Consider the following 23,642-nt stretch of genomic DNA (forward strand, 5'->3'; position numbering starts at 1 on the left):
GGAGATTTGCGATGAAACGCTTCTTCTCGTCACTGTTCGGGCAGGTGGTCGCCGCCCTCATCCTCGGCGTCGTCCTCGGCGTGGTCTGGCCGAACTTCGCCATTGCTTTGAAGCCGCTCGGCGACGTGTTCATCAAGCTCATCAAGATGGCGATCGCACCGCTGGTCTTCGGCGTGGTGGTGCATGGGATCGTCGGCGCGGGAGACCTCAGGAAGGTCGGTCGCGTCGGGCTCAAGTCGCTGATCTATTTCGAGGCGGTGACGACCATCGCCCTCGTGCTGGGCTTGGTCCTCGCCTACGTCTTCGCGCCGGGTCACGGCATGAACGTCGATGTCTCGACCCTCGATGCCAAGGCGATCGCGAGCTACACGGATCGGGTCGGGCAGGTGACCGGCACCGTCGACTTCCTGATGAAGCTCGTGCCGACCACGGTGGTCGATGCCTTCGCAAAGGGCGACATCCTCCAGGTCCTGATCTTCGCGATCCTGTTCGGAGCCGGGCTGTCGCTGCTCGGCGAGCGCGGCAAGCCGCTGGCCGACAGCCTGGAGCGCATCACCGAAGTCCTGTTCAAGATCATCGGCTTCATCGTCCGGCTCGCCCCGCTGGGCGTCCTCGGCGCGGTGGCCTTCACGGTCGGCAAGTATGGGATCGGCTCGCTGAAGCAACTCGGGATGCTGGTCGTCCTGTTCTACGTGGGCGTCGCCTTCTTCGTCTTCGTCGTGCTCGGCACCATCATGCGCATGGCAGGGTTCAGCATCGTCAAGCTGCTGGCCTATCTCAGGGAAGAATTGCTGGTCGTGGCGGGCACCGCCTCGTCGGACAGCGTTCTGCCGCAGGTCATGCGCAAACTCGAGAAGCTCGGCATCAAGGATTCGACGGTCGGCCTCGTAATCCCGACGGGCTATTCCTTCAATCTCGACGCCTTTTCGCTCTACCTGACCCTGGCGACCGTCTTCATCGCCCAGGCCACCAATACCGATCTGTCCTTCGGACACCTCTTGTTGATCCTCGGCATCGCGCTTCTCACGTCGAAGGGCGCCCACGGTGTGCCGGGCTCGGCCATCGTCGTCCTCGCCGCGACCCTTTCGGCAGTGCCGGAAATCCCCGTGATCGGCCTCGTGCTGGTGCTGTCGATCGACTGGTTCGTCGGCATCGCCCGCGCGCTTGGAAACCTCATTGGCAATTGCGTGGCTACGGTGGTCATCGCCGCCTGGGAGGGAGACATCGACCGCGTCCAGGCCCGTCAGGTCCTCGACGGAAAGGTCACGACCGACACGGCCGACATCCTGGATGCACCGATCGCCGAACCTCGGACCGTCTGAGGGCGCCCACGCCCTCAGCCCCTGCCACAGACGGATCGTCGGAGACCCACCATGAACGCACCCATTTTCAACCCGCCGTGCGGCGGCCTCCCGCCCCAGACCTCGCTGATGACCGGCCGGGCGGTCTTCACAGAAGCTTACGCGGTCATCCCGCACGGCGTGATGAGCGACATCGTCACCAGCCTGCTGCCGGGCTGGGACCGGACACGCGTCTGGATCCTCGCCCGTCCGTTGACCGGCTTCGCGGAAACTTTCGCGCAGTACCTGATGGAGGTTGCTCCCGGTGGCGGCAGCGACGCTCCCGAGCACGATCCGCAAGCTCAAGGCGTCATCTTTGTCGTCGACGGCACGCTGAGCCTGACGCTCGAAGGCCGTTCGCATGCCCTACGTTCAGGCAGCTACGCCTATCTGCCGCCAAGTGCGTCATGGAGCCTGCGCAACCATGGTGAGGCGTCCGCGCGCTTTCATTGGGTGCGCAAGAGCTACGAGCCAGCGCCTGGTCTCGCCACCCCGGAGGCATTCGTGACTCACGTCTCGGAAGTCGATCCGGTTGGTATGGTCGGCACGGATGGGGCGTGGGCGACGACGCGCTTCGTCTCGCCGGACGATCTGCGTCACGACATGCACGTGAACATCGTGACGTTGCGTCCCGGCGCCTCGATCCCCTTCGAAGAGACCCACGTGATGGAGCACGGGCTGTTCGTGCTGGAGGGCAAGGCCGTGTACCGGCTGAACCGCGACTGGGTCGAGGTCGAAGCGGGCGACTTCATGTGGCTGCGCGCCTTCTGCCCGCAGGCCTGTTACGCGGGCGGTCCCGGCCCGTTCCGGTATCTGCTCTACAAGGACGTGAACCGGCACGCGCCGCTCAGCCCGCGACACCTGCGCGGTTAGGTGCGACGCAAAATCGGCTCCATTTTGCCGGTTCTGTTGCATGTTTCTGCCCTGGACCGGTCTCAGGTCCGGGGCGATTTGCATTAACGGTCGTGGCGTTCGCTGCGGCGCACCCAGGCGACGGCTGGTCGCGACCGCACCGGGCGGCTTTTTCACCGCCGGTTTCACCCCGAGTGTTTCGACAATGGATCGACTGACAATTGGCGGCCTTGCCGTCGCACGGGAGCTCCACGATTTCGTGGATCAGGAAGCCCTGCCTGGCACCGGCATTTCGTCCGAGGTGTTCTGGGGCGGGCTTGGCGCGATCGTCCGCGACCTGACGCCGAAGAATCGGGCGCTTCTTTCCAAGCGCGACGCGTTGCAGGCGCAGATCGACGCCTGGCACCGCGACCGCGCAGGCAAGCCGGTGGATCAGGCTGCCTACAAGGCATTCCTGACCGAGATCGGCTACCTGCTGCCTGCCCCCGGCTCGGTGAAGGTGAAGACCAGCAACGTCGATGACGAGATCGCCCGCATCGCCGGGCCGCAGCTCGTCGTGCCGATTTCGAACGCCCGCTACGCCTTGAACGCAGCCAATGCCCGCTGGGGCTCGCTCTACGATGCGCTCTACGGCACCGATGCTGTGTCCGAGGAGGGCGGCGCCGTCCGCAGCGGTGGCTATAACCGCACCCGCGGCGCCCGCGTCGTCACCCGCGCCCGCTCCTATCTCGACCGCTTCGTACCGCTGGCCGGCGGCCGCCACGCTGACGTCGTGACCTATGCCGTGGAAGACGGTGTGCTCGTCGGCAACATGAACACTGGCGAGACGGTGCCGCTGGCGCGTCCGGAACTGTTCGCGGGCTATCGCGGCCGGGCGAGCATGCCCTCGGCCCTGCTGCTGCGTCATCACGGGCTCCATGTCGAAGTCGTCATCGACCGTACCCACCGGATCGGCCGGTTCGACGCCTCCGGCGTTGCCGATATCCTGCTCGAATCGGCCATCTCGACGATCATGGATCTCGAAGATTCGGTCGCCACGGTGGACGCCCAGGACAAGGTCGTCGTCTACCGGAATTGGCTCGGCCTGATGAACGGTACGCTTTCGGCGACCTTCGAGAAGGACGGCCGCAAGCAGGAGCGCCGCCTGAACCCGGACCGGCACTACATCGCGCCTCACGGCGGCGAGGTGGTCGTTCCCGGCCGCTCGCTGATGCTGGTGCGCAATGTCGGCCACCACATGGACACCGACGCGGTGCTCGATGCGGACGGCAACGAGATTCCCGAGGGAATGCTCGACGCCGCCATGACGGCGATGATCGCGATCCACGATCTGAAGGGCGATTCCGGGCTGCGCAACAGCCGCGAGGGCTCGGTCTACATCGTGAAGCCGAAGATGCACGGGCCGGAGGAAGTCGCCTTCGCCGTCGAGCTGTTCGGGCGTGTCGAGGCGATGCTTGGCCTGGAGCCCAACACCCTCAAGATGGGCATCATGGACGAGGAGCGCCGCACCACGGTGAACCTCGCCGCCTGCATCGCCGCTGCGTCCGAGCGAGTGGTGTTCATCAACACCGGCTTCCTCGACCGCACCGGCGACGAGATCCACACCTCAATGGAGGCCGGGCCGGTCATTCGCAAGAATGACATGAAGGCGACGCCCTGGATCAAGGGATACGAGGAAAACAACGTCGATGTCGGGCTCGCCTGCGGCCTGCTCGGCCATGCGCAGATCGGCAAGGGCATGTGGGCGGCGCCCGACGCCATGGCCGACATGCTGATGCAGAAGGGCGGCCACCCCAAGGCAGGTGCCTCGACCGCTTGGGTTCCGTCGCCGACCGCCGCGACGCTCCACGCGCTGCACTATCACGAGACCGACGTACACACCCGCCAAGCCGAACTGGCCCGGCGTCCGCGTTCGGCGCTCGATGAGATCCTCGATATCCCGCTCGCCCGCTCGAACTTCGCCCCCGACGATGTGCAGCAGGAGATCGAGAATAACGCGCAGGGCATTCTCGGCTACGTCGTCCGCTGGATCGACCAGGGCGTCGGCTGTTCCAAGGTGCCGGACATCCACGATGTCGGGCTGATGGAAGACCGCGCCACCCTCCGCATCTCGTCCCAGCACATCGCCAACTGGCTGTACCACGGCGTGGTGAGCGAAGAGCAGGTGATGGAGACGCTGAAGCGTATGGCGAAGGTGGTGGATCGCCAGAACGCGGGCGATCCGCTGTACAAGCCGATGGCCCCCGGTTTCGAAGGCCCGGCCTTCCAGGCGGCCAAGGATCTGGTGTTCAAGGGCCGCGAACAGCCCAACGGCTACACCGAGTGGGTCCTCACGGCCCGCCGTCGCGAGGCCAAGGCCGCCGGCTAAGCTGGCCCGGAACGGCGACGCTCGTGGCGCCACAGCGCCACGGCTACCCGGCGAGCCTCGTAACTCCGGCGCAGGGCGGTCCCTAATCCGCCCTGGCCCTCGGGCGAATATCCATGGACGAGCACGCCGTCCGGACCGAAATTGCGATGCATTTCCGCCCGCCACGACCTGTCTGCCGCCGCGAGAGCCGCCTCGGTGATGCGGAGGCGATCCGGTTGGGACGGAGGGGGCAGGGGGGCGCTCATACCCATCAACGCGTCACCTCGTGGCGAGGTCCCTGTTCACCGCTGCATCATCCCCTTAGGGGAGATAACGGCGAGCGGGTGGGGCGAGCATGCAGCGCATCACGATCACGATCGACGACGAGTTGCTGGATGCAATCGATCGCCTCTGCGAGCGACGGGGCTACGGCAGCCGGTCGGAGGCGGTGCGCGATCTCGTCCGCAACGCCGTTGCCCCCGTCCAGGCGACGAATGCCGGAGACGTGTCGTGCTACGGTACCCTGAGTTACGTCTACGACCACGGCACACGCGATCTCGCCCGGCGCCTGACTGACGAAGGGCACCATCACGGCGTGTCTATTGCCAGCCTCCACGTGCATCTGAACGCCGACAATTGCCTTGAGGTTGCGGTCTTGAGGGGGGAGGCTGCGGCCCTGCAGACCTATGCCGACAGCGTCACCACACAGCGCGGCGTACGCTACGGCCAGCTTCACCTCATTCCGGATTGCGCGAACGGAGCACATCACGCCCCTTCACACGACAAGGCCTGAGACACTTCCGCCACAGACATTCGTATGAGGTTTGCGCATATTGTGCTTACTCCGCGCATAGTGATCGGAGCGCCACCGATGTGATGGAATGCCCTTGGCCCTACCAAGCAGTCCTCGGGAGAACGCCGTTCGGATGGCGTTGCTTGGCGGAGCGGCGACCCTGTCCATCGATGCGGGCGCTGCCATGGCTGCACCCAACGAGCAGGCGGTGAGTCTGTCGGAAATTTCGGTCATCGCCGAGGCACCCGCAGCGACAGCTTCGGCCACGCCGAACGCCTCCGCGGCGTATGTCGGGGGGATCACCGGGCGCGGCGGTGTCCTGAAGCCTGTCGAAGCGGCCAGCGCAGGCATCATTACGGGCGCGCAGATCAACAGTCGCCCGGTCACACGTCCCGACGAGATTTTGGAAGAGATCCCCGGCCTCATCATCACGCAGCATTCGGGCGAGGGCAAAGCCAACCAGTACTTCCTGCGCGGCTTCAACCTCGATCACGGCACGGATATCGCCATCAGTGTCGATGGCATGCCGGTGAACATGCGAACCCACGCCCATGGTCAGGGCTACGCGGACCTCAACTTCCTCATTCCGGAGCTGGTCGGCGCCGTCGAGTTTCACAAGGGACCTTACTTCGTCCGTGACGGCGATTTCGCCTCGGCCGGGTCGGTGCGGATCGATTATCTCGACACGCTCAATCGCACCATTTCGCTGGCGACCTTCGGAAGCTTCGGCCTGAAACGGGGGCTCTCGGCCGCGTCCACGCCGCTCGGCGCAGGTAACCTGCTGGTGGCGGGCGAGGCGCAGACCTATGACGGGCCCTGGACCGTGCCGGACGCGCTCCGCAAGTTCAACGGCGTCATCCGCTACAGTCAAGGTACGGCCCTGGACGGCTTCGCCGTCTCCGGCATGGCTTATTGGGCCAAGTGGAACGCCACCAACCAAATTCCCGAGCGGGCCGTCGCGGAGAGAATCATCGGCCGTTACGGCACCCTCGATCCAAGCGATGGTGGCGATACGGGCCGTTTCTCCCTGTCTGGCCGGTGGAGCCAATCAGATGCAGGCGGCATCACGCGCGCCTCGGCTTATGTGATCCGTTACCAGATGAACCTCTGGAACAACTTCACATACTTTCTCAACGACCCGGTCGGCGGCGACCAGTTCCACCAACGCGATAGCCGTGTCCTCGGCGGCGGAGAGATTGCCCGCGTGTTCCAGGGCGACCTGTTCGGTCTGCCGATGGAAAACGAGATCGGCTTTCAGACGCGGACGGACGACATCCGGGTCGGACTGTTCAACACTACGACGCGCCAATACCGCTCGACCGTGCTGGACGATACTGTTCTTGAAGCCAGCGCCGCATTCTATGCCGAGAACCGCGTGCGCTGGACGGATTGGTTCCGCACCTCGGTCGGCATCCGGGCCGACGGTTATTATGCGGACGTCCGCTCCGATACGCCTGCTAATTCGGGGCGAGCCCGCGATGGTATCGTCAACCCGAAGCTCGGCGCCGTGTTCGGCCCCTGGCATGATACCGAACTTTACGTGAATTACGGTGGGGGCTTTCATTCGAACGACGCGCGCGGTGTTACGGCGACCGTCGATCCGGCGAGTCCCCTGTTTAACGTGCTGCGCTCGCCGTTCCTCGTCCCCTCGACGGGGTCAGAGATCGGTATCCGCAACCGTTCGATCACGGGGTTAGAGACATCGGTCGCGCTGTTTCAGCTCGACTTTGCCTCGGAGAACCTCTTCCAGGGCGATACCGGCACGACCGAACCAAGCCGTCCCACGCGCCGCTTCGGCATCGAGTGGACCAACCATTACGCCGTTACGCGGTGGCTTGCGCTCGAAGGCGACCTGACCATCACAAACGCCCGCTTCTCGAACCGCGACCCCGTCGGCGCCCGTGTGCCGGAGGCACCCACGACCATCGCCTCGGCAGGGATCACCTTCGGCGAGGGGCTCGGCTGGTTCGGGTCGCTGCGGTTCCGCTATTTCGGCCCGCGTCCGCTGATCGAGGATAACTCAGTCCGATCAAAGCCGACCGCGCTCCTTAACGGGCGGATCGGCTACTTGTTCGAAAGCGGGATCAGCCTCTCACTCGACGTCCTCAACCTCACCAACGCGAAGGCGGATCAGATCACCTATTTCTACGTCTCCCGCTTGCCCGGTGAGGACGCGGCCGGCGTTGCCGACCGCCATTTCCACCCGGTCGAACCCACTGCCGTGCGGTTGACCCTCGCCGGGCGGTTCTAAAGCCGTCTTCGACCAAATTGGCTCATGTGCCTCCGTCTTTGCGAGCGTCAGCGAAGCAATGACGACCGGGAATCCTTCGACGGGGATGGCTCAACTCGGTCGGCTACCGCTCTGGGCAAACTCAGGCATTCGCCTGAAGCCAGCGAAGCGCACCGGAGAGGTCGAAACCACGCTCTGCTCCGAACGCTATGACGTCGTCTCGCGACATGCGGCCGTCCAGCACCTCGCCGATCACCCAGAGGGTGAGAGAGCGCGTTCCGCTCCGGCAATGGGCGACGACAGGGCCCCCTGCCTCGCGCAATGCCTGGCCGAAGGCCTCGACATCTGCCCGCGTGATCGAACCGCCCGTCACCGGAATGTGCCGATAACGCAGGCCCGCGGCCTCGGCAGCGGTGGCCTCCGTGATGCTTTCAGGCTGGTCCGGCTCTTCGTGCTCGGGCCGGTTGTTGATGAGAAGCCTCGTCCCGTGCTCGCCGAGCGTCGCGATCTCGCTTGCCTCGGGCTGTGACGCGACCGTGAAGGTGTCGGTGATCGGGGTCAGCTTCACGAAACACCACCTAGGCTCGGGGGAGCGTCAGGCCGCGACGCGGTCGGTCAGGAGCAGGTCCGAGCGGATCCGCTGTGCCATCTCCTGAAGAGCGGGCGACGTCCGATCGCGAGGATGAGGCGTGTCGATCACGTGCGTCGCACGAATATGACCGGGCGATCCCGCCAGCACCACGACGCGATCAGCGAGATAGACCGCCTCCTCGATGTCATGGGTGACGAACAGCACGGTCTGGCCTGCCGCGCGGCACAGGCGGATCAATTCGTCCTGCAACGCTTCGCGAGTGAGGGCGTCAAGGGCCGAGAAAGGCTCGTCCATCAGGAGCACGTGCGGCTGGACCGCCAGCGCGCGGGCCAGGGCGACGCGCTGCCGCTGGCCGCCGGAAAGCTGAAAGGGCCACCGGTTGGCCAGATCGGCGAGGCCCACGCGCGCCAGGGCACTCTCGGCCCGCTCACGCCGCTCAGCCCGCGAAAGCTTCAGCTTTTCGAGGCCGAAGGCAACGTTGTCGAGGATGCGCCGCCAGGGCAGCAACCGCGCATCCTGGAACACCAGGGCGACGGAGCGGCGTCCCGGCTCGGGGGGGCTCACCGTCACCGTGCCCTCGCTCGGCCTCACGAGGTCGGCGATCACCCGCAGTAGCGTGGACTTGCCGACGCCCGAGGCGCCGACGATGGCCAGGAACTCGCCCGAGGCGATATCCAGATCCAGCCCTTCGAGCACCTTCGTCCGGGTGCCGTCACGGGTGAAGGTGAGGGCAAGGCCCCGTATGCCGATCAGGCCCGCCATTGCAGGATCCGCCCCTGGAGGAAGGTGAACGCGGCGTCGATCAGCCCGTAGAGGAGGGCCATGGTCAGCATGTAGACCACGACGATGTCAGTCGCGAGCAGCGTCGAGGCTTGCATCATCCGTTGGCCGAGGCCGGGAACACCGAAGATCTCGGCGGCCACCACTGCCATCCACGCCTGCCCTAGCGCGGTGCGCACACCGACAAGGATGCCCGGCATCGCAGCGGGCCAGACCACCTTGATCAGACGCTCCGGTGCCGAGCGGAACCCGAAGGCCGCCGCAAGTTCGATCAGGTCGCGGTCGACTCCCCGGATCGCACCATGGGCCGCAAAATAGACGATCCAGAACACGCCGATGGCAATGATGAACACGGCCGCCGACGGGTTCACGCCGAACCAGATGATCGCGAAGGGCACCCAGGCGAGGCCGGGCACGGGCCGCAACACGCGCACCACCCAGGCGGTCAGCCCTTCGGCCGTCCGCAGCAGGCCGGTCACGGTGCCCGCCGCGATACCGAGCGCCACGCCGATGCTCAGACCGAGGACATAATGGCCGAGGCTGCCGCCGATGGCGGCGGCCCATTGGCCCGAACTCAGCTCGCGCAGGAAGGCGGCGGGCAGTACGGAAGGCGGTGGCAGGAAGGCCGGATTCACGAGCCCCAGAAGCGGCACCGCTTCCCACAGGCCAAAGAAGGCGACGAGGCCGATGAGCGGCAGGAAAGCCGCGAGGGGATGAGCCTTCACGTGTTCGGCTTCACTTGGCTGCTACGGCGCGCTCATAGAGGCGCGGGTCGAACAGGCCGTCGAGGGGGACGTCGCGGTCGAGGGCGCCGATCTTGACCTGATACTTCTGCATCGCGGCGGTGGCGTCGACGATCGAGCGGGGATCGGCCGAGAAGCGTGTCGCCGGGGAGGCGAGGGCGCGCCGGATCGTGGCGGAATCGATAAGCCCCTTGCCGAGCGCCCCCTCGATGGCCGGGGTGACCTGGGCGGGGTCGCGGCCGATCAGGTCGATCGCGCGCACGATCGACGTGACGATTGCCTGCGCGGCGTCCGGCTGCTTGTCGAGGAACGCCTTGGTGACGGCGACGACGGTGCCGGGCTGGTTCGGGAACATCTCCCCGCCGAGCGCCATCAGTTTGATCTCGGGGTTACGCCCGGTGACGATGGAGACGGCGGGCTCGCGCAGCGTGCCGCCATCGACGGCACCCGCCAGGATGGCCTGCTGGGTCGCGTCGATGCCCATCGACACGATGGTGACGTCCTTCGGATCGGCCTTCGCGACCTCCCACAGCCAGTATTGGAGCGTCGTGTTCGGCACCGAGCCGAGGGGCTGCGTGGCGAGGCGGGCCGGGACGCCCATGGCGGCGCGGAAGCGCTTGAACACCTCGGCGGGGGGAACATCCTGCTCGGCGAAACGGGCGAGCTTGGGCCCGGCGATGAAGACGTTCTCCTCAATGGCCGTCGAGGCGACGACCTTGATGTCGAGGCCACGGGCGCGTGCCACCACGAGGGGCGCGACGCCCGCCACGTAGACATCGAGCGTGCCGGAGGCGAGGGCTTGGATCGCGTTGGGGCCGGATTCGAAGGTCGTGACGGCTGGGGTCAAACCGGCTTCCTTCAGCCAGCCTTCCTTCTCGGCGACATAGATCGGCGCAGCAGCCAGAATCGGGATCAGACCGACTTTCACGGTCAGTGGCGTAGCCCGCGTCTGAGCGAAAGCCTGCACCGGCTGGGTGAGGGCGGCAGCGCCGAGGAGCGAGCCTGCCTTCAAAATGCGACGTCTCGTGAACATGGTGCGGGCCGACGGTGCAGGGGAGAGGCTGTCGCTTACGGGATCGGCTTGCCGGAAGGCAAGAAGCCCGGTCATGCGCACGCCAGCGGTCTGCCCCTTGTCCACGTCGGTCGCTACCAACTCGACGGCGGAACGCTGTTATCGCATTCAGATAGCGTTAAGGGCACAGAGCGCCATTTCCGAGCCAATTAGCTTGAGGCGTTACCAGGCCGGCCGTACTCTAGCCAAGCTATGAACTTGGCAGTGGAACGGGTTCGCGGCTGTGGTGCTTAGTAAAAGAGGAATGTGGTGGGACCCCATGGGTCCCGTAGAGCGATGGTTCATCGCGAGTTTTTCGGAATGTTGCTGACCACCGAAGGTGAGGACGAACAGGGCGTCAGGCTGGCCAATGCGGCCAAGCTGCTGAGTGCTGCGCGCTCGGTGGACGAGATCGTCGCGTGCCTGCGGCAAACCGCGCGAGACATCGTCGGCTCAGATGGGATCGCGGTGGTTCTTCGCGCAGGCGATGACTGCCACTACGTCGAGGAGGACGCGATCGAGCCGCTCTGGCGCGGCGCGAGATTCCCGGTGGACGAATGCGTCTCCGGCTGGGCCATGCGCCATCGCCAGACAGTCGTCATTCCGGACCTCGAGAACGATCCACGCGTGCCGCAGGTGGCCTATGGCCGTACCTCCATGCGCAGCCTCGCCATGGTGCCCATGGGGGCACCGGAGCCGGTCGCAGCTTTGGGCGCCTATTGGTGCGCCTATGTCGAACCCGACGATTCCACCGTCAGACGGCTTGAGATCCTGGCGCAGGTGGCGACAATCGCGTTCTCGCGCCTGTCCGCGCCAAGCTGACCCGAAGAGCTGATGATCGACCTGAGTCTGGAAGCCGCCCGCATCGTCGTGGCGACGGCCCTCCGCACGGCCCGCGAGCGCAACCTGAAACCCCTTGCGGTCGTGGTCTACGATACGCGCGGCGCGCTGAAATGCGTCGAGGTCGAAGACGGCACGTCCCTCCGCCGGGCCGAGATTGCCAGCGGCAAGGCCAACGGTGCGCTGGCTCTGGGCATGGGCACACGGGCGATCCACGCGCGGGCCGAACAGCAGCCGTATTTCGTGGCAGCCGTCACCCATGTCTCCGGGCCAGCCGCCCTCGTCCCGGTTCCGGGTGGCGTCCTGATCCGCAACAAGGATGGGCGTCTACTCGGCGCCATCGGCATCTCGGGCGACACGTCCGATAACGATGAGATCTGCGCCGTGGCGGGGATCGAAGCTGCCGGGCTCGTGGCCGAGACGGGGGCCTGATGCGCCTGCGGCGACGGGACTGGCTCGCCGGGGCCGCCGCCGTCGCCGCCGTCGGACCGGTCTCGGCGGCCGGAGATCCTCTCTACCGTCGCGGCAATGATGCCGACCCGGAGACGTTGGATCCCCATAAATCCTCTACCGTCGCAGAGGCGCATCTCCTGCGCGACCTCTGCGATGGTCTGCTAACCTACGACAATCTTGGGGCCATCGTGCCCGGCGCAGCGAAGGACTGGACCGTCTCCGAGGATGGCAGAACCTACCGTTTCACCCTGCGGCCGGATGGGCGCTGGTCGAACGGCGATCCGGTGACGGCATCTGACTTCGCCTACTCCCTGCGCCGGATCATGGATCCGGCTACGGGGGCCAAATACGCCGAGGTGCTGTTTCCGATCCTGAACGCCGCCGCCATCAATCGCGGTGAGCGGCCAGCCGATAGTCTCGGTGTCTCCGCGCCGGACCCGGCGACGGTGGAGATCACCCTCGAAGAGCCGACGCCGTACTTTCTGGAATTGCTGACGCATCAGACGGCGGCGCCGGTTCATGCGGCTTCGGTGGCTCAACATGGCGAGGCGTTCACCCGGCCCGGTCATCTCGTCACGAATGGCCCTTACCGCCTCGTCGACCGGGTGCCGGGCGACCGGATCCAGTTGGAGGTGAATCCGCACCACCCCGAAGCGTCGTCCTTTGCGATCCGCAAGGTCGCCTTCCTGCCCACGCCGGATCTCTCGGGCGCGGTGCGGCGCTACGCGGCGGGGGAGATCGATTCCCTGGCCGACCTGCCGGGCGACCAGATGGCGGCTTTGCGCACGCGGTTCGGATCGCAGGTGGTGCTCGGGCCCGCGCTCGGTCTCGCGGCACTCGCGGTGAACACGCGCAAGGCGCCCTTCTCCGATGTACGAGTGCGCCGCGCCCTCTCCCTCGTCATCGACCGGGACTACCTCGCCAAGGCGCTGTTCGGCGATACGATGAGCCCGGCGTGGTCCCTTTGCCCGGATGGCCTGGACCATTACCGCACGCCCCCCGAGATCGAAGGTCGACAGGGTCTGCCCATCGATCACGAGGAAGAGGCGCGGGGGCTGCTCGCGGCAGCGGGTTTCGATCCGAAATCCAACCCGCTGCGCGTCGAGTATCGCTTCAACATGAGCGACAATAACCGCAACACGGCGGTGGCGCTTGCGGAGATGTGGCGCGACATCGGCATCGTCACACGCTTCGCCTACACCGACGCGAAGACGCATTTCGCGTATCTTCGCGACGGCGGCGATTTCGATATCGCCCGGATGTCTTGGATCGCCGACTATTCCGACCCGCAAAACTTCCTATTCCTGCTCCAGACCGGGAATGACGGATTCAATGCAGGGCACTGGTCGAATGCTGAGTACGACGCGCTGCTGAAACAAGGCGCCGCCGAACGCGACCTCAAGCGCCGGGCGGACATGCTCTACCGGGCGGAAGAGATCGCCTTGCACGAATTGCCTTGGATTCCTCTGATGCATTACCGGACCAAGGCGCTGATCTCGCCGCGCCTTCACGGCTACCATCCGAACCTGCGCAACGCCGCGCCGACCCGTTACCTCCGGCTCGACTCATGATCGGTCTCGTCGTGCGGCGGCTGGCTCAAGGCGTCCCGACGCTTCTTGCCGTGGTCGCGGTGAGCTTCTTTCTGATGCGTCTTGCGCCCGGTGGCCCCTTCGACCTCGAACGGCCTCTCTCCCCGGCCGCCATGGAGAATCTGCGCAAGGTCTACGGGCTCGACAGGCCGTTGATCGCTCAATTCGGTCGCTACCTCGCGGCTCTGGCGCAGGGTGATCTCGGCCCGTCCTTCTCGTTCCGGGATATGAGTGTCGCGGGGCTGATCGCGCGGGGGCTTCCAGTCTCGGCGACGCTCGGCGCCCTGGCGCTCGGCCTTGCCACGATCCTCGGGGTCGGGCTCGGTTGCATCGCGGCGCTTCGGCGGGAGGGATGGATCGACCGGGCCATCGGCCTCGGCGCCGCGCTCACCCTCTCGCTGCCGAGCTTCGTCGTTGCGCCGTTGCTGCAGATCGCCTTCGGGCTCACCCTGCGCTGGCTGCCCCTGAGCGGTTGGGAGGATGGCGATGGGCGCCACCTCATTCTGCCGGTCGTCACCCTCGCCCTCCCGCAAGTCGGCGCGCTCGCGCGGCTCACGCGTGCCTCTCTTGCGGAGGTGCTGCGCACCCAGCCGGTGCGAACCATGCGCGCCTTCGGCCTTCCACCCGTCCGCGTCACGCGCCATGCCCTGCGCGGCGCTCTCCTGCCGGTCGTGGCCTATCTCGGGCCGCTGGCCGCCGCCCTGCTCACCGGCTCGGTGGTGGTGGAGACCATCTTCGGCCTACCGGGCATCGGCCGCTACTTCGTCGAAGGGGCGATCAACCGCGACTACACGCTCGTCATGGGCGTGGTGCTCCTCGTCGCCGCACTCGTCATCGTACTGAACCTCGCCGCCGACATCGCCTGTGCATGGCTCGATCCGCGCTTGCGGGCTGGGACATGATGAAGAGGCTTATTCGCGAACGCGGCGCCGTGGCGGCACTCTGCGTGCTGCTGCTCATCGCGCTCGCGTGTCTCATCGGACCCGCGCTCACCGGCCACGAGCCAGACCGGTTCTATCCAGACCTGCGCCAGCTCCCCGCCGGGCTGACGGCTCAGCCCGACGAGGACCATCTTCGCCCAGCCCTGGATCGCATCGCGTTCCGCATGAGGGCGAGCGTGGCCGACGCCCGGCGCGAGGGCGACCGGCTGCGCCTGACTCTCACGGCCGACACGCCCATCGACCGGCGCAGCCTCGTCTATCTGCCACGCTCCGACCTGTTCGGCGCGCCCGTCATCGTAGCTGAGGAGCAGAGCGGGCGGCGTCTCGTCCTCGACATGCCGGTGCGGCGCATTCACTTTCTGCTGGGCACCGACATTCATGGACGCGATCTCTTCACGCGCAGCCTCGTCGCGGGGCGTGTCTCGCTCGCGGTGGGCCTGACGGCGACCTTCGTCGCCCTGGTCATCGGTGTCGGCTACGGCGCGGTGGCGGGGTACGCCGGCGGGGCCGTGGATGCCGCGATGATGCGCGTGGTCGATGCGCTCTACGCGCTGCCCTTCGTGTTCTTCGTCATCCTGCTACTGGTGTTCTTCCGGGCGAGCCTCGTGCTGATGCTGCTGGCCATTGCAGCGGTCGAATGGCTTGACATGGCTCGCATCGTCCGGGCGCAGACACTCTCGCTGCGCGAGCGTGATTTCGTCCGCGCTGCGCGGGCCCTCGGCCTGACACCGGGCGCTATCGTGCTCCGTCACATCGTGCCGAACACGCTGGGCCCGGTCGCCGTGGCGGCGACATTGCTGGTGCCGCGCGTGATCCTGCTGGAGAGTTTTCTCTCGTTCCTGGGCCTCGGGGTTCAGGAGCCACAGACGAGTTGGGGCGTGCTGATCGCGGAGGGCGCTCGCTCCATCGAAGCGGCGCCGCACATGCTCGCGGCGCCTGCGGCTTTCCTCATCGCCACCCTGGTGTCGCTGAACCTGCTGGGCGATGGGCTCGCGGATGCGGTCGATCCCCGGACGCGCTGAAGGCAATCAGCCGAGCTGCCGCACCGGGGTCCCCGCACGCCACGCCTCGATGTCCTCCACAGCCTGAGTGAAGAAGCGCGTGTAATTGTCCCGCGAGACGTAGCCGAGATGGGGCAGGGGCAGCACGTTCGGCAGGTGGCGAAACGGGCTGTCGGCAGGAAGGGGCTCGGTGTCGAAGACGTCGAGCCCTGCGCCCGCAATCCAACCCTTTTCGAGGGCACGCACCAGCGCCGCCTGATCGACGAGCCCGGCACGGGATGTGTTGATGAGGAAGGCGCTGTCCTTCATCCGCCGTAGCTCGGGTTCGCCGACGATGTTCCGGCTCCGGTCACTCAACACGAGATGCAAGGTCACAAAATCGGACGCCTCGCACAGGGCTTCCTTGGAACGCGCCAAAGTCGCGCCAGCCTCTTGCGCCCGCTCCTCGGTGAGGTTCGGGCTCCAGGCTTGCACGTGCATTCCGAAGGCCCGTCCGATAGCGGCCACGCGCGCTCCGATCTTACCGAGGCCGAGGATGCCGAGTGTCGCGCCCGACAGGTCCGTGCCGATAGTGTTCTGCCACGCGCCACTACGGACATTGGCGACCTCCTGCGGGAGGTGTCGAGCGAGGCCGAGGATCAGCGCCCAAGTCAATTCCGTGGGCGGTGTCGGGCTCGAATCGGTGCCGCAGACGGTGATGCCCCGTTCCCGTGCCGCCGAAAGGTCGATGGAGGCATTGCGCATGCCGCTGGTAATGAGCAGCTTCAGCTTGGGCAATCGCGCGAGCAGATCCGCCGGGAAGGGCGTGCGCTCGCGCATGATCACCAGGATCTCCGCCTGTTCGATCCGCGCCACCAAAGCCTCACGGTCGGAGATATACGCGTTCACGGTTGAGACCTGCACGGCGGGCGCGAGCCGTGCCCAATCCGCGAAACTCAGAGCGGCATTCTGGTAGTCGTCGAGGATCAGGCAGGTCTGCATGGCGTGCTTTCAGGTGAGTGCGGCAAAGGCGATGGCGATGGCCGCCGCGCCGGGATCTTCCGTGCCCTGGAGATCGCCGGAAGCGAGATAGCTCGACCGGCCTGTCGCGGCGCGGGTCATCGCGGCGGTGGCGCGGGCGCCTTCCCTGGCCGCGTGGGCGGCCGAGGCGAAATCGCCGGTCTTGAGGGCATCGAGCGCCGGGATCAAAGCGTCGAGCATCGTGCGGTCACCTGGTCCCGCGCCGCCATACGCGCGCACCCGCGCCACACCCTCGTGGAGCGCCTCCGGCCAAGCCGCGCCCGAGGCAAGGGAGGCCCCCGCCGCCGCGAAGAAGATCGAGCCGAGCACACCGCTCGATCCGCCAGCTGCCCGGCCGATCCGTTCGGCCAGGGCACGGGCGAGGGCGGGCGAATCGGCCTGGGGCAGCTTGTCGAGATCGGCCAGGACGGCACGGGCGGCGCCCGCGAAGGTCGTGCCGGTATCGCCATCGCCGACCGTGGCGTCCAGAGCGTTCAACTCCGCTTCGGCCGCGACGAGAGCCTTCGCCACCGCCTCGATCCGCGCGGCCGCGGTCTCATCCTGCGAGGGCGTGAAACGCTCACCTTCGAGACCGCGTGGCAGCGGCTTGACGTGGGGCGCGGCGATCCTCACGGCCATGGGCCAATGCGGCACCGGAACGGGCGACACAAGGGCTTCTTCCAACTCGCCGTCGAGAGCGAGGAAAGACAGCGACGCACCGTGCATGTCGAGCGCCGTCATGGCAGGCGCCGGGCCTAGCAGCAGGCGCACGCGTTTGCCGAGATCGGTGGCGAGGACCGCGCGCGTCAGAACCTGCATTTCAAGGGATGTCGTCGCGCCGAGGTTGTTCACCAGAAGCGCCAGCGGCACCTCGCCCGGCAGGGTCGCGCTTAGCCGCTCCGTCATGATCCGCGCGAGGTCGGACGCTGGGGGCAGAGCCAAGCGTTCGGCGCCCGGCTCGCCATGGATGCCGAGGCCGAGCTCGGCCTGTCCTTCTTCCATGCGCTCGGCCCGGCGCGAGCCTGGGATCGTCGCCGTGGAGACCGCGATGCCCAAGGAGCGCGCCGCCGATGCCGCTCGCCGGGCCCGCGCCGCGACCTCAGACAGCGGTAAGCCAGAGGCAGCGGCATGGCCTGCCACCTTGTGGACGAACAGCGTCCCGGCGACCCCGCGCGGCTGCGTGGCGCCGGGCAGGGCGATGTCGTCCGCAACGAGCACGGTCTCGACGGCGATTCCCATGCCGCGCGCCCGCTCTGCGGCGAGGCCGAAATTCAGCCGGTCGCCCGCGTAGTTCTTCACGACGACGAGGCATCCCGCCGGACCGCTCACCGCCAGGATACCGGCCAGAACGGCATCCGCCGAGGGCGAGGCGAAAACATCGCCGCAGACCGCCGCATCGAGCAAACCGGCTCCGACGAGTCCGGCATGCGCGGGCTCGTGACCTGAGCCGCCGCCGGAAATGACCGCGACCTTGCCCGCGTCCCGCTCGGCCCGGAGCACCACGCGGATATCGGGATAGCCATCGAGCCGCGCGAGCGTGCCGCCGCCCGAGGCCAGGAGGCCGTCGATGGCGTCCGTGACGAGGCTGTCCCGCGCCTCAATGAAGTGCCCGAGCGTGCGAGCCATGACGCATTCTCCGAATAGGCCGCGATTCCCTTTGCAGGCCGGATTCAGCGTGGCCCGATCCGAAGCCGCTGACAACGTCGGCCGGGCTCGGCGTGTGGCGCCGCTTCTCCGTTGACACCACCTTGGCCGCCGCTATCGATGACATCGCATACAAAATCCGCGGGCAAAGTTCGCGGGCCACGAGGAAATGCCGGGCTCAGGAAGCCCTGATCGGGAAGGCGTTCGCCATGCTCTTCACCCGCCGCCGCATTCTGTCGGCCGGTTCCACCGCGGTGCTCGCCGGAGTCGCCGCGCCTCATGTCGCTCGCGCCCAGAAGGCCGAGTTCACCTACAAATACGCAAACAACCTGCCCGACACGCATCCGATGAACGTGCGCGCCCGGGAGATGGCCGAGGCTCTGCGCACGGAGAGCGGCGGGCGATTCGACCTGAAGATCTTCCCGACCAGCCAACTCGGTTCGGATACCGACACGCTGAGCCAGCTCCGCAACGGGGGCGTCGAGTTCTTCACGATGTCGCCGCTCATCCTTTCGACGCTAGTGCCGAACGCCTCGATCAACGGCATCGGCTACGCCTTCCCGGATTACGACAAGGTCTGGGCCGCGATGGATGGTGATCTCGGCGCCTGGGTGCGCGGCCAGATCGCCAAGGCGAACATCATCGCCATGGAGAAGATCTGGGATAACGGCTATCGCCAGACCACCTCGTCGACGCGGCCGATCTCGACCCCGGATGACTTCAAGTCCTTCAAGATCCGCGTGCCGGTCTCCCCGCTCTGGACGTCGATGTTCAAGGCGTTCGACGCGGCGCCGACCTCGATCAACCTGAACGAGACCTACTCCGCGCTTCAGACCAAGATCGTCGAAGGCCAGGAGAACCCGCTCGCCGTCATCTCGACCACCAAGTTCTACGAGGTGCAGAAGTACTGCTCGCTCACGAACCATATGTGGGACGGGTACTGGTTCCTGGCGAACCGCCGCGCCTTCGAGCGTCTGCCGCAGGACCTGCGGGAGATGGTGGCCAAGCATATCAACGCGGCTGGCATGAAGGAGCGCGAGGACGTCGCCAAGCTCAACGCGAACCTTCAAGCCGACCTGACCAAAAACGGTCTCGTCTTCAACAAGCCCGATCCGGAGCCCTTCCGCGACAAGCTCCGCAAGGCCGGCTTCTACAACGAGTGGAAGGGCCGCTACGGCGACGAGGCTTGGTCGATCCTCGAGAAGTACACCGGGAAGCTGGCCTGATGGAGGCCGCCGCGCCGCGCGGAGGGGTCGCCCCCTGCACGCGGCGGGTGATGAACCTCGCCCATACCTTGCGAAAGAACGGCCGCCGCCTTCGCGACGGCCTCGGCCTCGTGCAAGCGGGGCGGCGCTGGACGTGGGCAGACCTCGATGCCCGCGTCGATGCCATGGCCGCCGCGCTCGCACAGCGCGGCGTGGTCAAGGGCGACCGGGTGCTGGTGCAGTCCCGCAATGGCAACCAGCTCTTCGAATCGATGTTCGTCTGCTTCCGCCTCGGGGCGGTGTGGGTGCCGACGAACTACCGCCAGACGCCTGCCGAAGTCGCCTATCTCGCCAAGGCGAGCGGCGCACGCGCCCTGATCTGCGGCAACGTCTTTCCCGAGCACGCCGCCGCGATCCGCGCGGAATGCCCGGTCATCGACATCGTGGTCGAGATCGGCGGGGAGAGCTTCGGCGAGGATTACGATCGCCTCGTCGCTGAGTATGCCGGGCAGGCGGCGCCCGTCGCCGATGTCGAGCATGACGATCCGTGCTGGTTCTTCTTCACCTCCGGCACGACGGGGCGCCCGAAGGCTGCGGTGCTGACGCATGGCCAGATGGGCTTCGTCATTACCAACCACCTCTGTGACCTGATGCCGGGGACGAAGGAAGGCGACACCTCCCTCGTCGTGGCGCCGCTCTCCCACGGCGCGGGCATCCACCAATTGGCGCAGGTCGCGGCCGGGGCGACGACGGTGTTGACGGCGGGCGACAGGCTCGATCCGGAGGAAGTGTGGTCGCTGGTGGCGGAGTGGCACATCGCCAACATGTTCACCGTGCCGACCATCGTGAGACTGCTGATCGAACATCCTGCCGTCGACCGCCACGATCATTCGAGCCTGCGCCACGTCATCTATGCCGGCGCTCCGATGTACCGGGAGGATCAGAAGCGGGCGCTGAAGGCGCTGGGCCCGGTGCTTGTTCAGTATTTCGGGCTCGGCGAGGTGACGGGCAACATCACGGTCCTGCCCCCACGCCTCCATGCGGCCGAGGACGGGCCTGAGGTGAAGGTCGGCACCTGCGGCTTCGAACGCACGGGCATGCAGGTCGACATCCAAGCCACTGACGGCCGCTCACTCCCGGCGGGGGAAACCGGCGAGATCTGTGTCTGCGGCCCGGCGGTCTTCGCGGGCTATTACGACAACCCGAAAGCCAATGAGGATTCCTTCCGCAATGGCTGGTTCCGCACCGGCGATCTCGGGCACCTCGACCCGCAAGGCTTCCTCTTCATCACCGGCCGTGCTTCCGACATGTACATCTCGGGTGGATCGAACGTGTATCCGCGCGAGACTGAGGAAAAGCTCCTGAAACACCCGGCCATCGCTGAGGTCGCGATCCTCGGCGTGCCCGACCCGACCTGGGGGGAGGTCGGCGTGGCTGTCTGCGTGGTGCGGCCGGGCGAAACGGTGGAGGAAGCGGCGCTCCTCGCGTGGCTCTCGGGCGAAGTCGCCCGCTACAAGCTGCCGAAGCGCGTCTTCTTCTGGGACGAGTTGCCGAAATCCGGCTACGGCAAGATCACCAAGCGCGCCATCCGCGAAGGATTGGAAGCGCGGGGTTGCCTGCCCCTCGAACAAGGACGCTGAGGCCATGGACAGGCTTACGCTCCGCGCCGCCGACATCTTGCCCGAAGACGGATGCAAGGGGGCTTTGGTCGGCCGGATCTGGCGGCCCGACGTCTCCGGCCCAAGCGTCGTCGCGATCCGGCAGGGTGCGGACGGCGCCGCGCACGCTATCGACATCACCGCCACGCATGGCACGGTCGCCGAGCTGTGCGAGCGCGAGGATCCCGCTTCCGCACTCCAGGGTTCGGAGGGCGAGGATTGCGGATCGCTGGATGCCATTCTCGCCAACACGCCGCTGGAAGGACGCGACTCAGCGCGCCCGTGGCTCCTCGCGCCGTTCGATCTTCAGGCGATCAAGGCGGCAGGCGTCACGTTCGCCACCTCCATGCTTGAACGGGTGATCGAGGAGCGCGCGCGCGGCGACATGTTGGCCGCCACCGCGATCCGCGCGGAGGTCAAGCGTCTCGTCGGTGACGACCTGCGCCAACTCCGGCCCGGCTCGCCGGAAGCCGCTGCGCTGAAGGCCGTGCTGGTCGCGCAAGGCGCATGGAGCCAATATCTGGAGGTCGGGATCGGGCCGGATGCGGAGATCTTCACCAAGGCGCAGCCGCTCTCGGCAGTAGGCTGCGGCGCGGATGCCGGGCTGCACCCCGACTCGGAGTGGAACAACCCCGAACCGGAAATCGCCCTCGCGGTCTCGTCCCGCCAAGCCATCGTCGGTGCGAGCCTCGCCAACGACGTGAACCTGCGCGATTTCGAGGGGCGTTCGGCACTGCTCCTGGGCAAGGCCAAGGACAACAACGCGTCCTGCACCCTCGGGCCGTTTCTGCGCCTGTTCGATGCAACCTTCTCCCTCGACACCGTGCGTCGGACCACCGTGAGTCTCGAAGTGGCGGGGCCGGAAGGATTCACGCTGGAAGGGACTTCGCCGCTGTCGGAGATCAGCCGCGATCCGGCCGATTTGGCCGAGGCGATGATGGGCCGGTTCCACCGCTACCCGGATGGGGCCGTCCTGCTGCTCGGCACCATGTTCGCGCCTGTTAAGGACCGGCTCGGGCCGGGCCTCGGCTTCACCCATGTCGATGGCGACCGCGTGACCATCGCGAGCCCCGAACTCGGTAAGCTGGTCAACCGCATGCGCCCCTGCGACGCCTGCGAGCCATGGACCTTCGGCACCGGCGCGCTGATGCGCAACCTCGCCCAGCGTGGGCTGCTGTGACAGGCCCGCGCTTCAGATGATATCGCCGGATTCATGATGCAGACGCCCGCGATTCTCGACCATCTCGCCGCCATCGTCGGGCCGAGCGGCCTCGTGATGGGTGACGAACTCCGCAGCCGCCCCGCCGCCTGGACACGGCCCTCCGAGCCCTGCGCGGCGCTGGCTCTGGTCCGCCCCCGCGACACCGAGGAGACGGCCCAGGTCGTGAAGGCCTGTGCCGAGGCCGGCGTGAGCATCGTCCCGCGCGGCGGCGCCACGGGTCTCGTGGACGGCATCCTCTGCACGAATGACCAGATCACCCTGTCCACGGAACGGATGACGGGCATCGCACCGGTCGATCCTCTTTCGATGACGGTGGTGGCGGGCAGCGGTGCCACGGTGGAGGCGGTCCAGGACGCCGCCCGTGCGGCGGGCCTGTTCTTCCCCCTCGATCTCGGTGCGCGGGGCTCGGCCACCGTGGGTGGGACGATCTCGACCAACGCGGGCGGCCTCCGCGTCCTGCGCTACGGCATGATGCGGGAGATGGTGCTGGGCCTCGAAGCCGTTCTGGCGGACGGGACGGTCGTCTCGTCCATGCGCCCGCTCATCAAGAACAACACCGGTCTCGACCTGAAGCAGCTCTTCCTCGGCACCGAGGGTACGCTCGGCATCGTGACCCGTGCCGTGCTGCGCCTTCGGCCAGAGCCCGCCGGCTACGTGACCGCTCTTGTGGCCTGCCCCGGCGTCGATGACGGTGCCCGGCTGCTGCGCGCCGCGCAATCGGCCTTCCAGGGCCGTGTCTCGTCTTTCGAGGGGCTGTGGCCCGACTTCTACCGGCTGATGACCAAGCCCGGTCGGGCAACCCCGCCACTCGGACCCGACTACCCGTTCTACGCGATCATCGAAGTTGAATGCGTACCGGAGGAGACGGATCGCTTCGTGGACCTGCTCGACCGCTTGATGGGGGAGGGCACGGTGCTCGACGCCGCGCTCGCCTCGTCCGAGGAACAGCGGCAGGCAATGTGGCGCATCCGCGACCGGGTCGAAAACATGAATGCGGACGGCATCGAACGCGCCTTCGATGTCAGCGTGCCCCTCGACCGGATGGATAGCTATGTACGCGAGGCGCTCGCGCGAATGGCGGCGATCCCCGGCTGTCGCGCGGTCGTCTACGGTCATATCGGCGACAACAATCTGCACTGGAACACGACCGACCTGGACGCCGCCGGCAACGAGGCCATCGACGCGGCGATCTATGCGCCCTTGGCGGACTTGAACGGGTCGGTCTCGGCGGAACACGGGATCGGACTGATGAAGCGGAGCAAGCTCAAGCTTTCGCGTTCACCCGAGGAAATCGCCACGATGCGGCTGGTGAAGCGCGCCCTCGACCCCGACAACCGGCTGAACCCCGGCAAGGTGTTCTGA

General features: G+C 66.7%; 20 protein-coding genes. 14 read left to right on the forward strand and 6 right to left on the reverse strand.

Translation table 11 applies throughout. The annotated features are described in order from the left end of the window. The first annotated feature begins 11 nt into the window (after positions 1-11). The 5 genes from J4O73_RS06945 to J4O73_RS06965 all read left to right on the forward strand — a co-directional run bounded on the left by J4O73_RS06945 (position 12) and on the right by J4O73_RS06965 (position 7,583). Entirely contained in the window at positions 12-1,322 is a 1,311-nt protein-coding gene (locus tag J4O73_RS06945) for a dicarboxylate/amino acid:cation symporter (protein WP_426215842.1), read from the forward strand. A gap of 51 nt (positions 1,323-1,373) precedes the next feature. Next, positions 1,374-2,213 carry a bifunctional allantoicase/(S)-ureidoglycine aminohydrolase gene (locus J4O73_RS06950; RefSeq protein WP_426215844.1) on the forward strand — a complete coding sequence of 280 codons (840 nt, stop codon included), beginning with the start codon at positions 1,374-1,376 and terminating at the stop codon, positions 2,211-2,213. 184 nt (positions 2,214-2,397) lie between these two features. Continuing rightward, positions 2,398-4,560, forward strand: coding sequence for a malate synthase G (locus tag J4O73_RS06955; protein ID WP_426215846.1), 2,163 nt, complete (start codon positions 2,398-2,400; stop codon positions 4,558-4,560). 334 nt (positions 4,561-4,894) lie between these two features. Continuing rightward, positions 4,895-5,332: a nickel-responsive transcriptional regulator NikR gene (gene nikR, locus J4O73_RS06960; protein WP_426215848.1), complete on the forward strand. Its 438-nt coding sequence runs from the start codon at positions 4,895-4,897 to the stop codon at positions 5,330-5,332. A gap of 184 nt (positions 5,333-5,516) precedes the next feature. Next, a complete protein-coding gene (locus J4O73_RS06965) occupies positions 5,517-7,583 on the forward strand; it encodes a TonB-dependent receptor (protein ID WP_426216007.1) in 2,067 nt (688 codons plus the stop codon). A 121-nt stretch (positions 7,584-7,704) separates the two neighbouring features. Here J4O73_RS06965 and J4O73_RS06970 read toward each other — a convergent pair whose 3' ends face one another. Genes J4O73_RS06970 through J4O73_RS06985 form a run of 4 tightly spaced genes read right to left on the reverse strand, consistent with a single transcriptional unit; the run spans position 7,705 to position 10,710 of the window. After that, a complete protein-coding gene (locus J4O73_RS06970) occupies positions 7,705-8,130 on the reverse strand; it encodes a TIGR01244 family sulfur transferase (protein WP_426215850.1) in 426 nt (141 codons plus the stop codon). A gap of 27 nt (positions 8,131-8,157) precedes the next feature. Next, positions 8,158-8,916: an ABC transporter ATP-binding protein gene (locus tag J4O73_RS06975; RefSeq protein ID WP_426215852.1), complete on the reverse strand. Its 759-nt coding sequence runs from the start codon at positions 8,914-8,916 to the stop codon at positions 8,158-8,160. Then, entirely contained in the window at positions 8,904-9,659 is a 756-nt protein-coding gene (locus J4O73_RS06980) for an ABC transporter permease (RefSeq protein ID WP_378975157.1), read from the reverse strand. The genes J4O73_RS06975 and J4O73_RS06980 overlap by 13 nt, the downstream gene beginning before the upstream one ends. A 10-nt stretch (positions 9,660-9,669) precedes the next feature. Then, the gene (locus J4O73_RS06985; protein ID WP_426215854.1) at positions 9,670-10,710 is read right to left on the reverse strand and encodes an ABC transporter substrate-binding protein; all 1,041 of its coding nucleotides are present in this window, start codon (positions 10,708-10,710) and stop codon (positions 9,670-9,672) included. Positions 10,711-11,049: 339 nt separating this feature from the next. Here J4O73_RS06985 and J4O73_RS06990 point away from each other — a divergent pair, with 339 nt between their 5' ends. Genes J4O73_RS06990 through J4O73_RS07010 form a run of 5 tightly spaced genes read left to right on the forward strand, consistent with a single transcriptional unit; the run spans position 11,050 to position 15,573 of the window. Continuing rightward, positions 11,050-11,550: a GAF domain-containing protein gene (locus J4O73_RS06990; RefSeq protein ID WP_426215856.1), complete on the forward strand. Its 501-nt coding sequence runs from the start codon at positions 11,050-11,052 to the stop codon at positions 11,548-11,550. 12 nt (positions 11,551-11,562) lie between these two features. Further along, positions 11,563-12,000: a GlcG/HbpS family heme-binding protein gene (locus tag J4O73_RS06995; RefSeq protein WP_426215857.1), complete on the forward strand. Its 438-nt coding sequence runs from the start codon at positions 11,563-11,565 to the stop codon at positions 11,998-12,000. Next, a complete protein-coding gene (locus J4O73_RS07000) occupies positions 12,000-13,592 on the forward strand; it encodes a peptide ABC transporter substrate-binding protein (protein ID WP_426215859.1) in 1,593 nt (530 codons plus the stop codon). The genes J4O73_RS06995 and J4O73_RS07000 overlap by 1 nt, the downstream gene beginning before the upstream one ends. Beyond that, complete coding sequence (locus tag J4O73_RS07005; RefSeq protein WP_426215861.1) at positions 13,589-14,512, forward strand: ABC transporter permease; 924 nt, start codon at positions 13,589-13,591, stop codon at positions 14,510-14,512. The genes J4O73_RS07000 and J4O73_RS07005 overlap by 4 nt, the downstream gene beginning before the upstream one ends. Continuing rightward, the gene (locus tag J4O73_RS07010) at positions 14,509-15,573 is read left to right on the forward strand and encodes an ABC transporter permease (RefSeq protein WP_426215863.1); all 1,065 of its coding nucleotides are present in this window, start codon (positions 14,509-14,511) and stop codon (positions 15,571-15,573) included. Before J4O73_RS07005 ends, J4O73_RS07010 begins: the two co-directional genes overlap by 4 nt. Before the next feature lie 6 nt (positions 15,574-15,579). Here the strand turns inward: J4O73_RS07010 and J4O73_RS07015 are convergent, their stop codons facing one another. Then, positions 15,580-16,533, reverse strand: coding sequence for a D-2-hydroxyacid dehydrogenase family protein (locus tag J4O73_RS07015; protein ID WP_426215865.1), 954 nt, complete (start codon positions 16,531-16,533; stop codon positions 15,580-15,582). 9 nt (positions 16,534-16,542) lie between these two features. Continuing rightward, positions 16,543-18,177 carry a dihydroxyacetone kinase subunit DhaK gene (locus tag J4O73_RS07020; protein WP_426215867.1) on the reverse strand — a complete coding sequence of 545 codons (1,635 nt, stop codon included), beginning with the start codon at positions 18,175-18,177 and terminating at the stop codon, positions 16,543-16,545. Positions 18,178-18,404: 227 nt separating this feature from the next. Here J4O73_RS07020 and J4O73_RS07025 point away from each other — a divergent pair, with 227 nt between their 5' ends. From J4O73_RS07025 to J4O73_RS07040, 4 genes are read left to right on the forward strand one after another with little or no spacing between them, the layout of a single operon-like run. Next, a complete protein-coding gene (locus J4O73_RS07025; protein WP_426215869.1) occupies positions 18,405-19,421 on the forward strand; it encodes a TRAP transporter substrate-binding protein in 1,017 nt (338 codons plus the stop codon). Then, a complete protein-coding gene (locus J4O73_RS07030) occupies positions 19,421-21,040 on the forward strand; it encodes an acyl-CoA synthetase (protein ID WP_426215871.1) in 1,620 nt (539 codons plus the stop codon). Before J4O73_RS07025 ends, J4O73_RS07030 begins: the two co-directional genes overlap by 1 nt. A 4-nt stretch (positions 21,041-21,044) precedes the next feature. Next, the gene (locus tag J4O73_RS07035) at positions 21,045-22,238 is read left to right on the forward strand and encodes a fumarylacetoacetate hydrolase family protein (RefSeq protein WP_426215873.1); all 1,194 of its coding nucleotides are present in this window, start codon (positions 21,045-21,047) and stop codon (positions 22,236-22,238) included. A 33-nt stretch (positions 22,239-22,271) separates the two neighbouring features. Further along, positions 22,272-23,642 (forward strand): FAD-binding oxidoreductase, encoded by a 1,371-nt coding sequence (locus tag J4O73_RS07040; RefSeq protein ID WP_426215875.1) that lies wholly within the window; start codon positions 22,272-22,274, stop codon positions 23,640-23,642.

Origin of the sequence: Methylobacterium sp. NFXW15, assembly GCF_049887755.1 — a bacterium.
Lineage (GTDB): Bacteria > Pseudomonadota > Alphaproteobacteria > Rhizobiales > Beijerinckiaceae > Methylobacterium.

Coding starts and splice junctions, on each gene's coding strand:
- J4O73_RS06965 (WP_426216007.1), top strand. CDS start 5,517: ATGGCTGCACCCAACGAGCAGGCGGTGAGTCTGTCGGAAATTTCGGTC.
- nikR (WP_426215848.1), top strand. CDS start 4,895: ATGCAGCGCATCACGATCACGATCGACGACGAGTTGCTGGATGCAATC.
- J4O73_RS07020 (WP_426215867.1), bottom strand. CDS start 18,177: ATGGCTCGCACGCTCGGGCACTTCATTGAGGCGCGGGACAGCCTCGTC.
- J4O73_RS07015 (WP_426215865.1), bottom strand. CDS start 16,533: ATGCAGACCTGCCTGATCCTCGACGACTACCAGAATGCCGCTCTGAGT.
- J4O73_RS06990 (WP_426215856.1), top strand. CDS start 11,050: ATGTTGCTGACCACCGAAGGTGAGGACGAACAGGGCGTCAGGCTGGCC.
- J4O73_RS07010 (WP_426215863.1), top strand. CDS start 14,509: ATGATGAAGAGGCTTATTCGCGAACGCGGCGCCGTGGCGGCACTCTGC.
- J4O73_RS06995 (WP_426215857.1), top strand. CDS start 11,563: ATGATCGACCTGAGTCTGGAAGCCGCCCGCATCGTCGTGGCGACGGCC.
- J4O73_RS07030 (WP_426215871.1), top strand. CDS start 19,421: ATGGAGGCCGCCGCGCCGCGCGGAGGGGTCGCCCCCTGCACGCGGCGG.
- J4O73_RS06985 (WP_426215854.1), bottom strand. CDS start 10,710: ATGTTCACGAGACGTCGCATTTTGAAGGCAGGCTCGCTCCTCGGCGCT.
- J4O73_RS07040 (WP_426215875.1), top strand. CDS start 22,272: ATGATGCAGACGCCCGCGATTCTCGACCATCTCGCCGCCATCGTCGGG.
- J4O73_RS07035 (WP_426215873.1), top strand. CDS start 21,045: ATGGACAGGCTTACGCTCCGCGCCGCCGACATCTTGCCCGAAGACGGA.
- J4O73_RS07005 (WP_426215861.1), top strand. CDS start 13,589: ATGATCGGTCTCGTCGTGCGGCGGCTGGCTCAAGGCGTCCCGACGCTT.
- J4O73_RS07025 (WP_426215869.1), top strand. CDS start 18,405: ATGCTCTTCACCCGCCGCCGCATTCTGTCGGCCGGTTCCACCGCGGTG.
- J4O73_RS06955 (WP_426215846.1), top strand. CDS start 2,398: ATGGATCGACTGACAATTGGCGGCCTTGCCGTCGCACGGGAGCTCCAC.
- J4O73_RS06950 (WP_426215844.1), top strand. CDS start 1,374: ATGAACGCACCCATTTTCAACCCGCCGTGCGGCGGCCTCCCGCCCCAG.
- J4O73_RS06975 (WP_426215852.1), bottom strand. CDS start 8,916: ATGGCGGGCCTGATCGGCATACGGGGCCTTGCCCTCACCTTCACCCGT.
- J4O73_RS06945 (WP_426215842.1), top strand. CDS start 12: ATGAAACGCTTCTTCTCGTCACTGTTCGGGCAGGTGGTCGCCGCCCTC.
- J4O73_RS07000 (WP_426215859.1), top strand. CDS start 12,000: ATGCGCCTGCGGCGACGGGACTGGCTCGCCGGGGCCGCCGCCGTCGCC.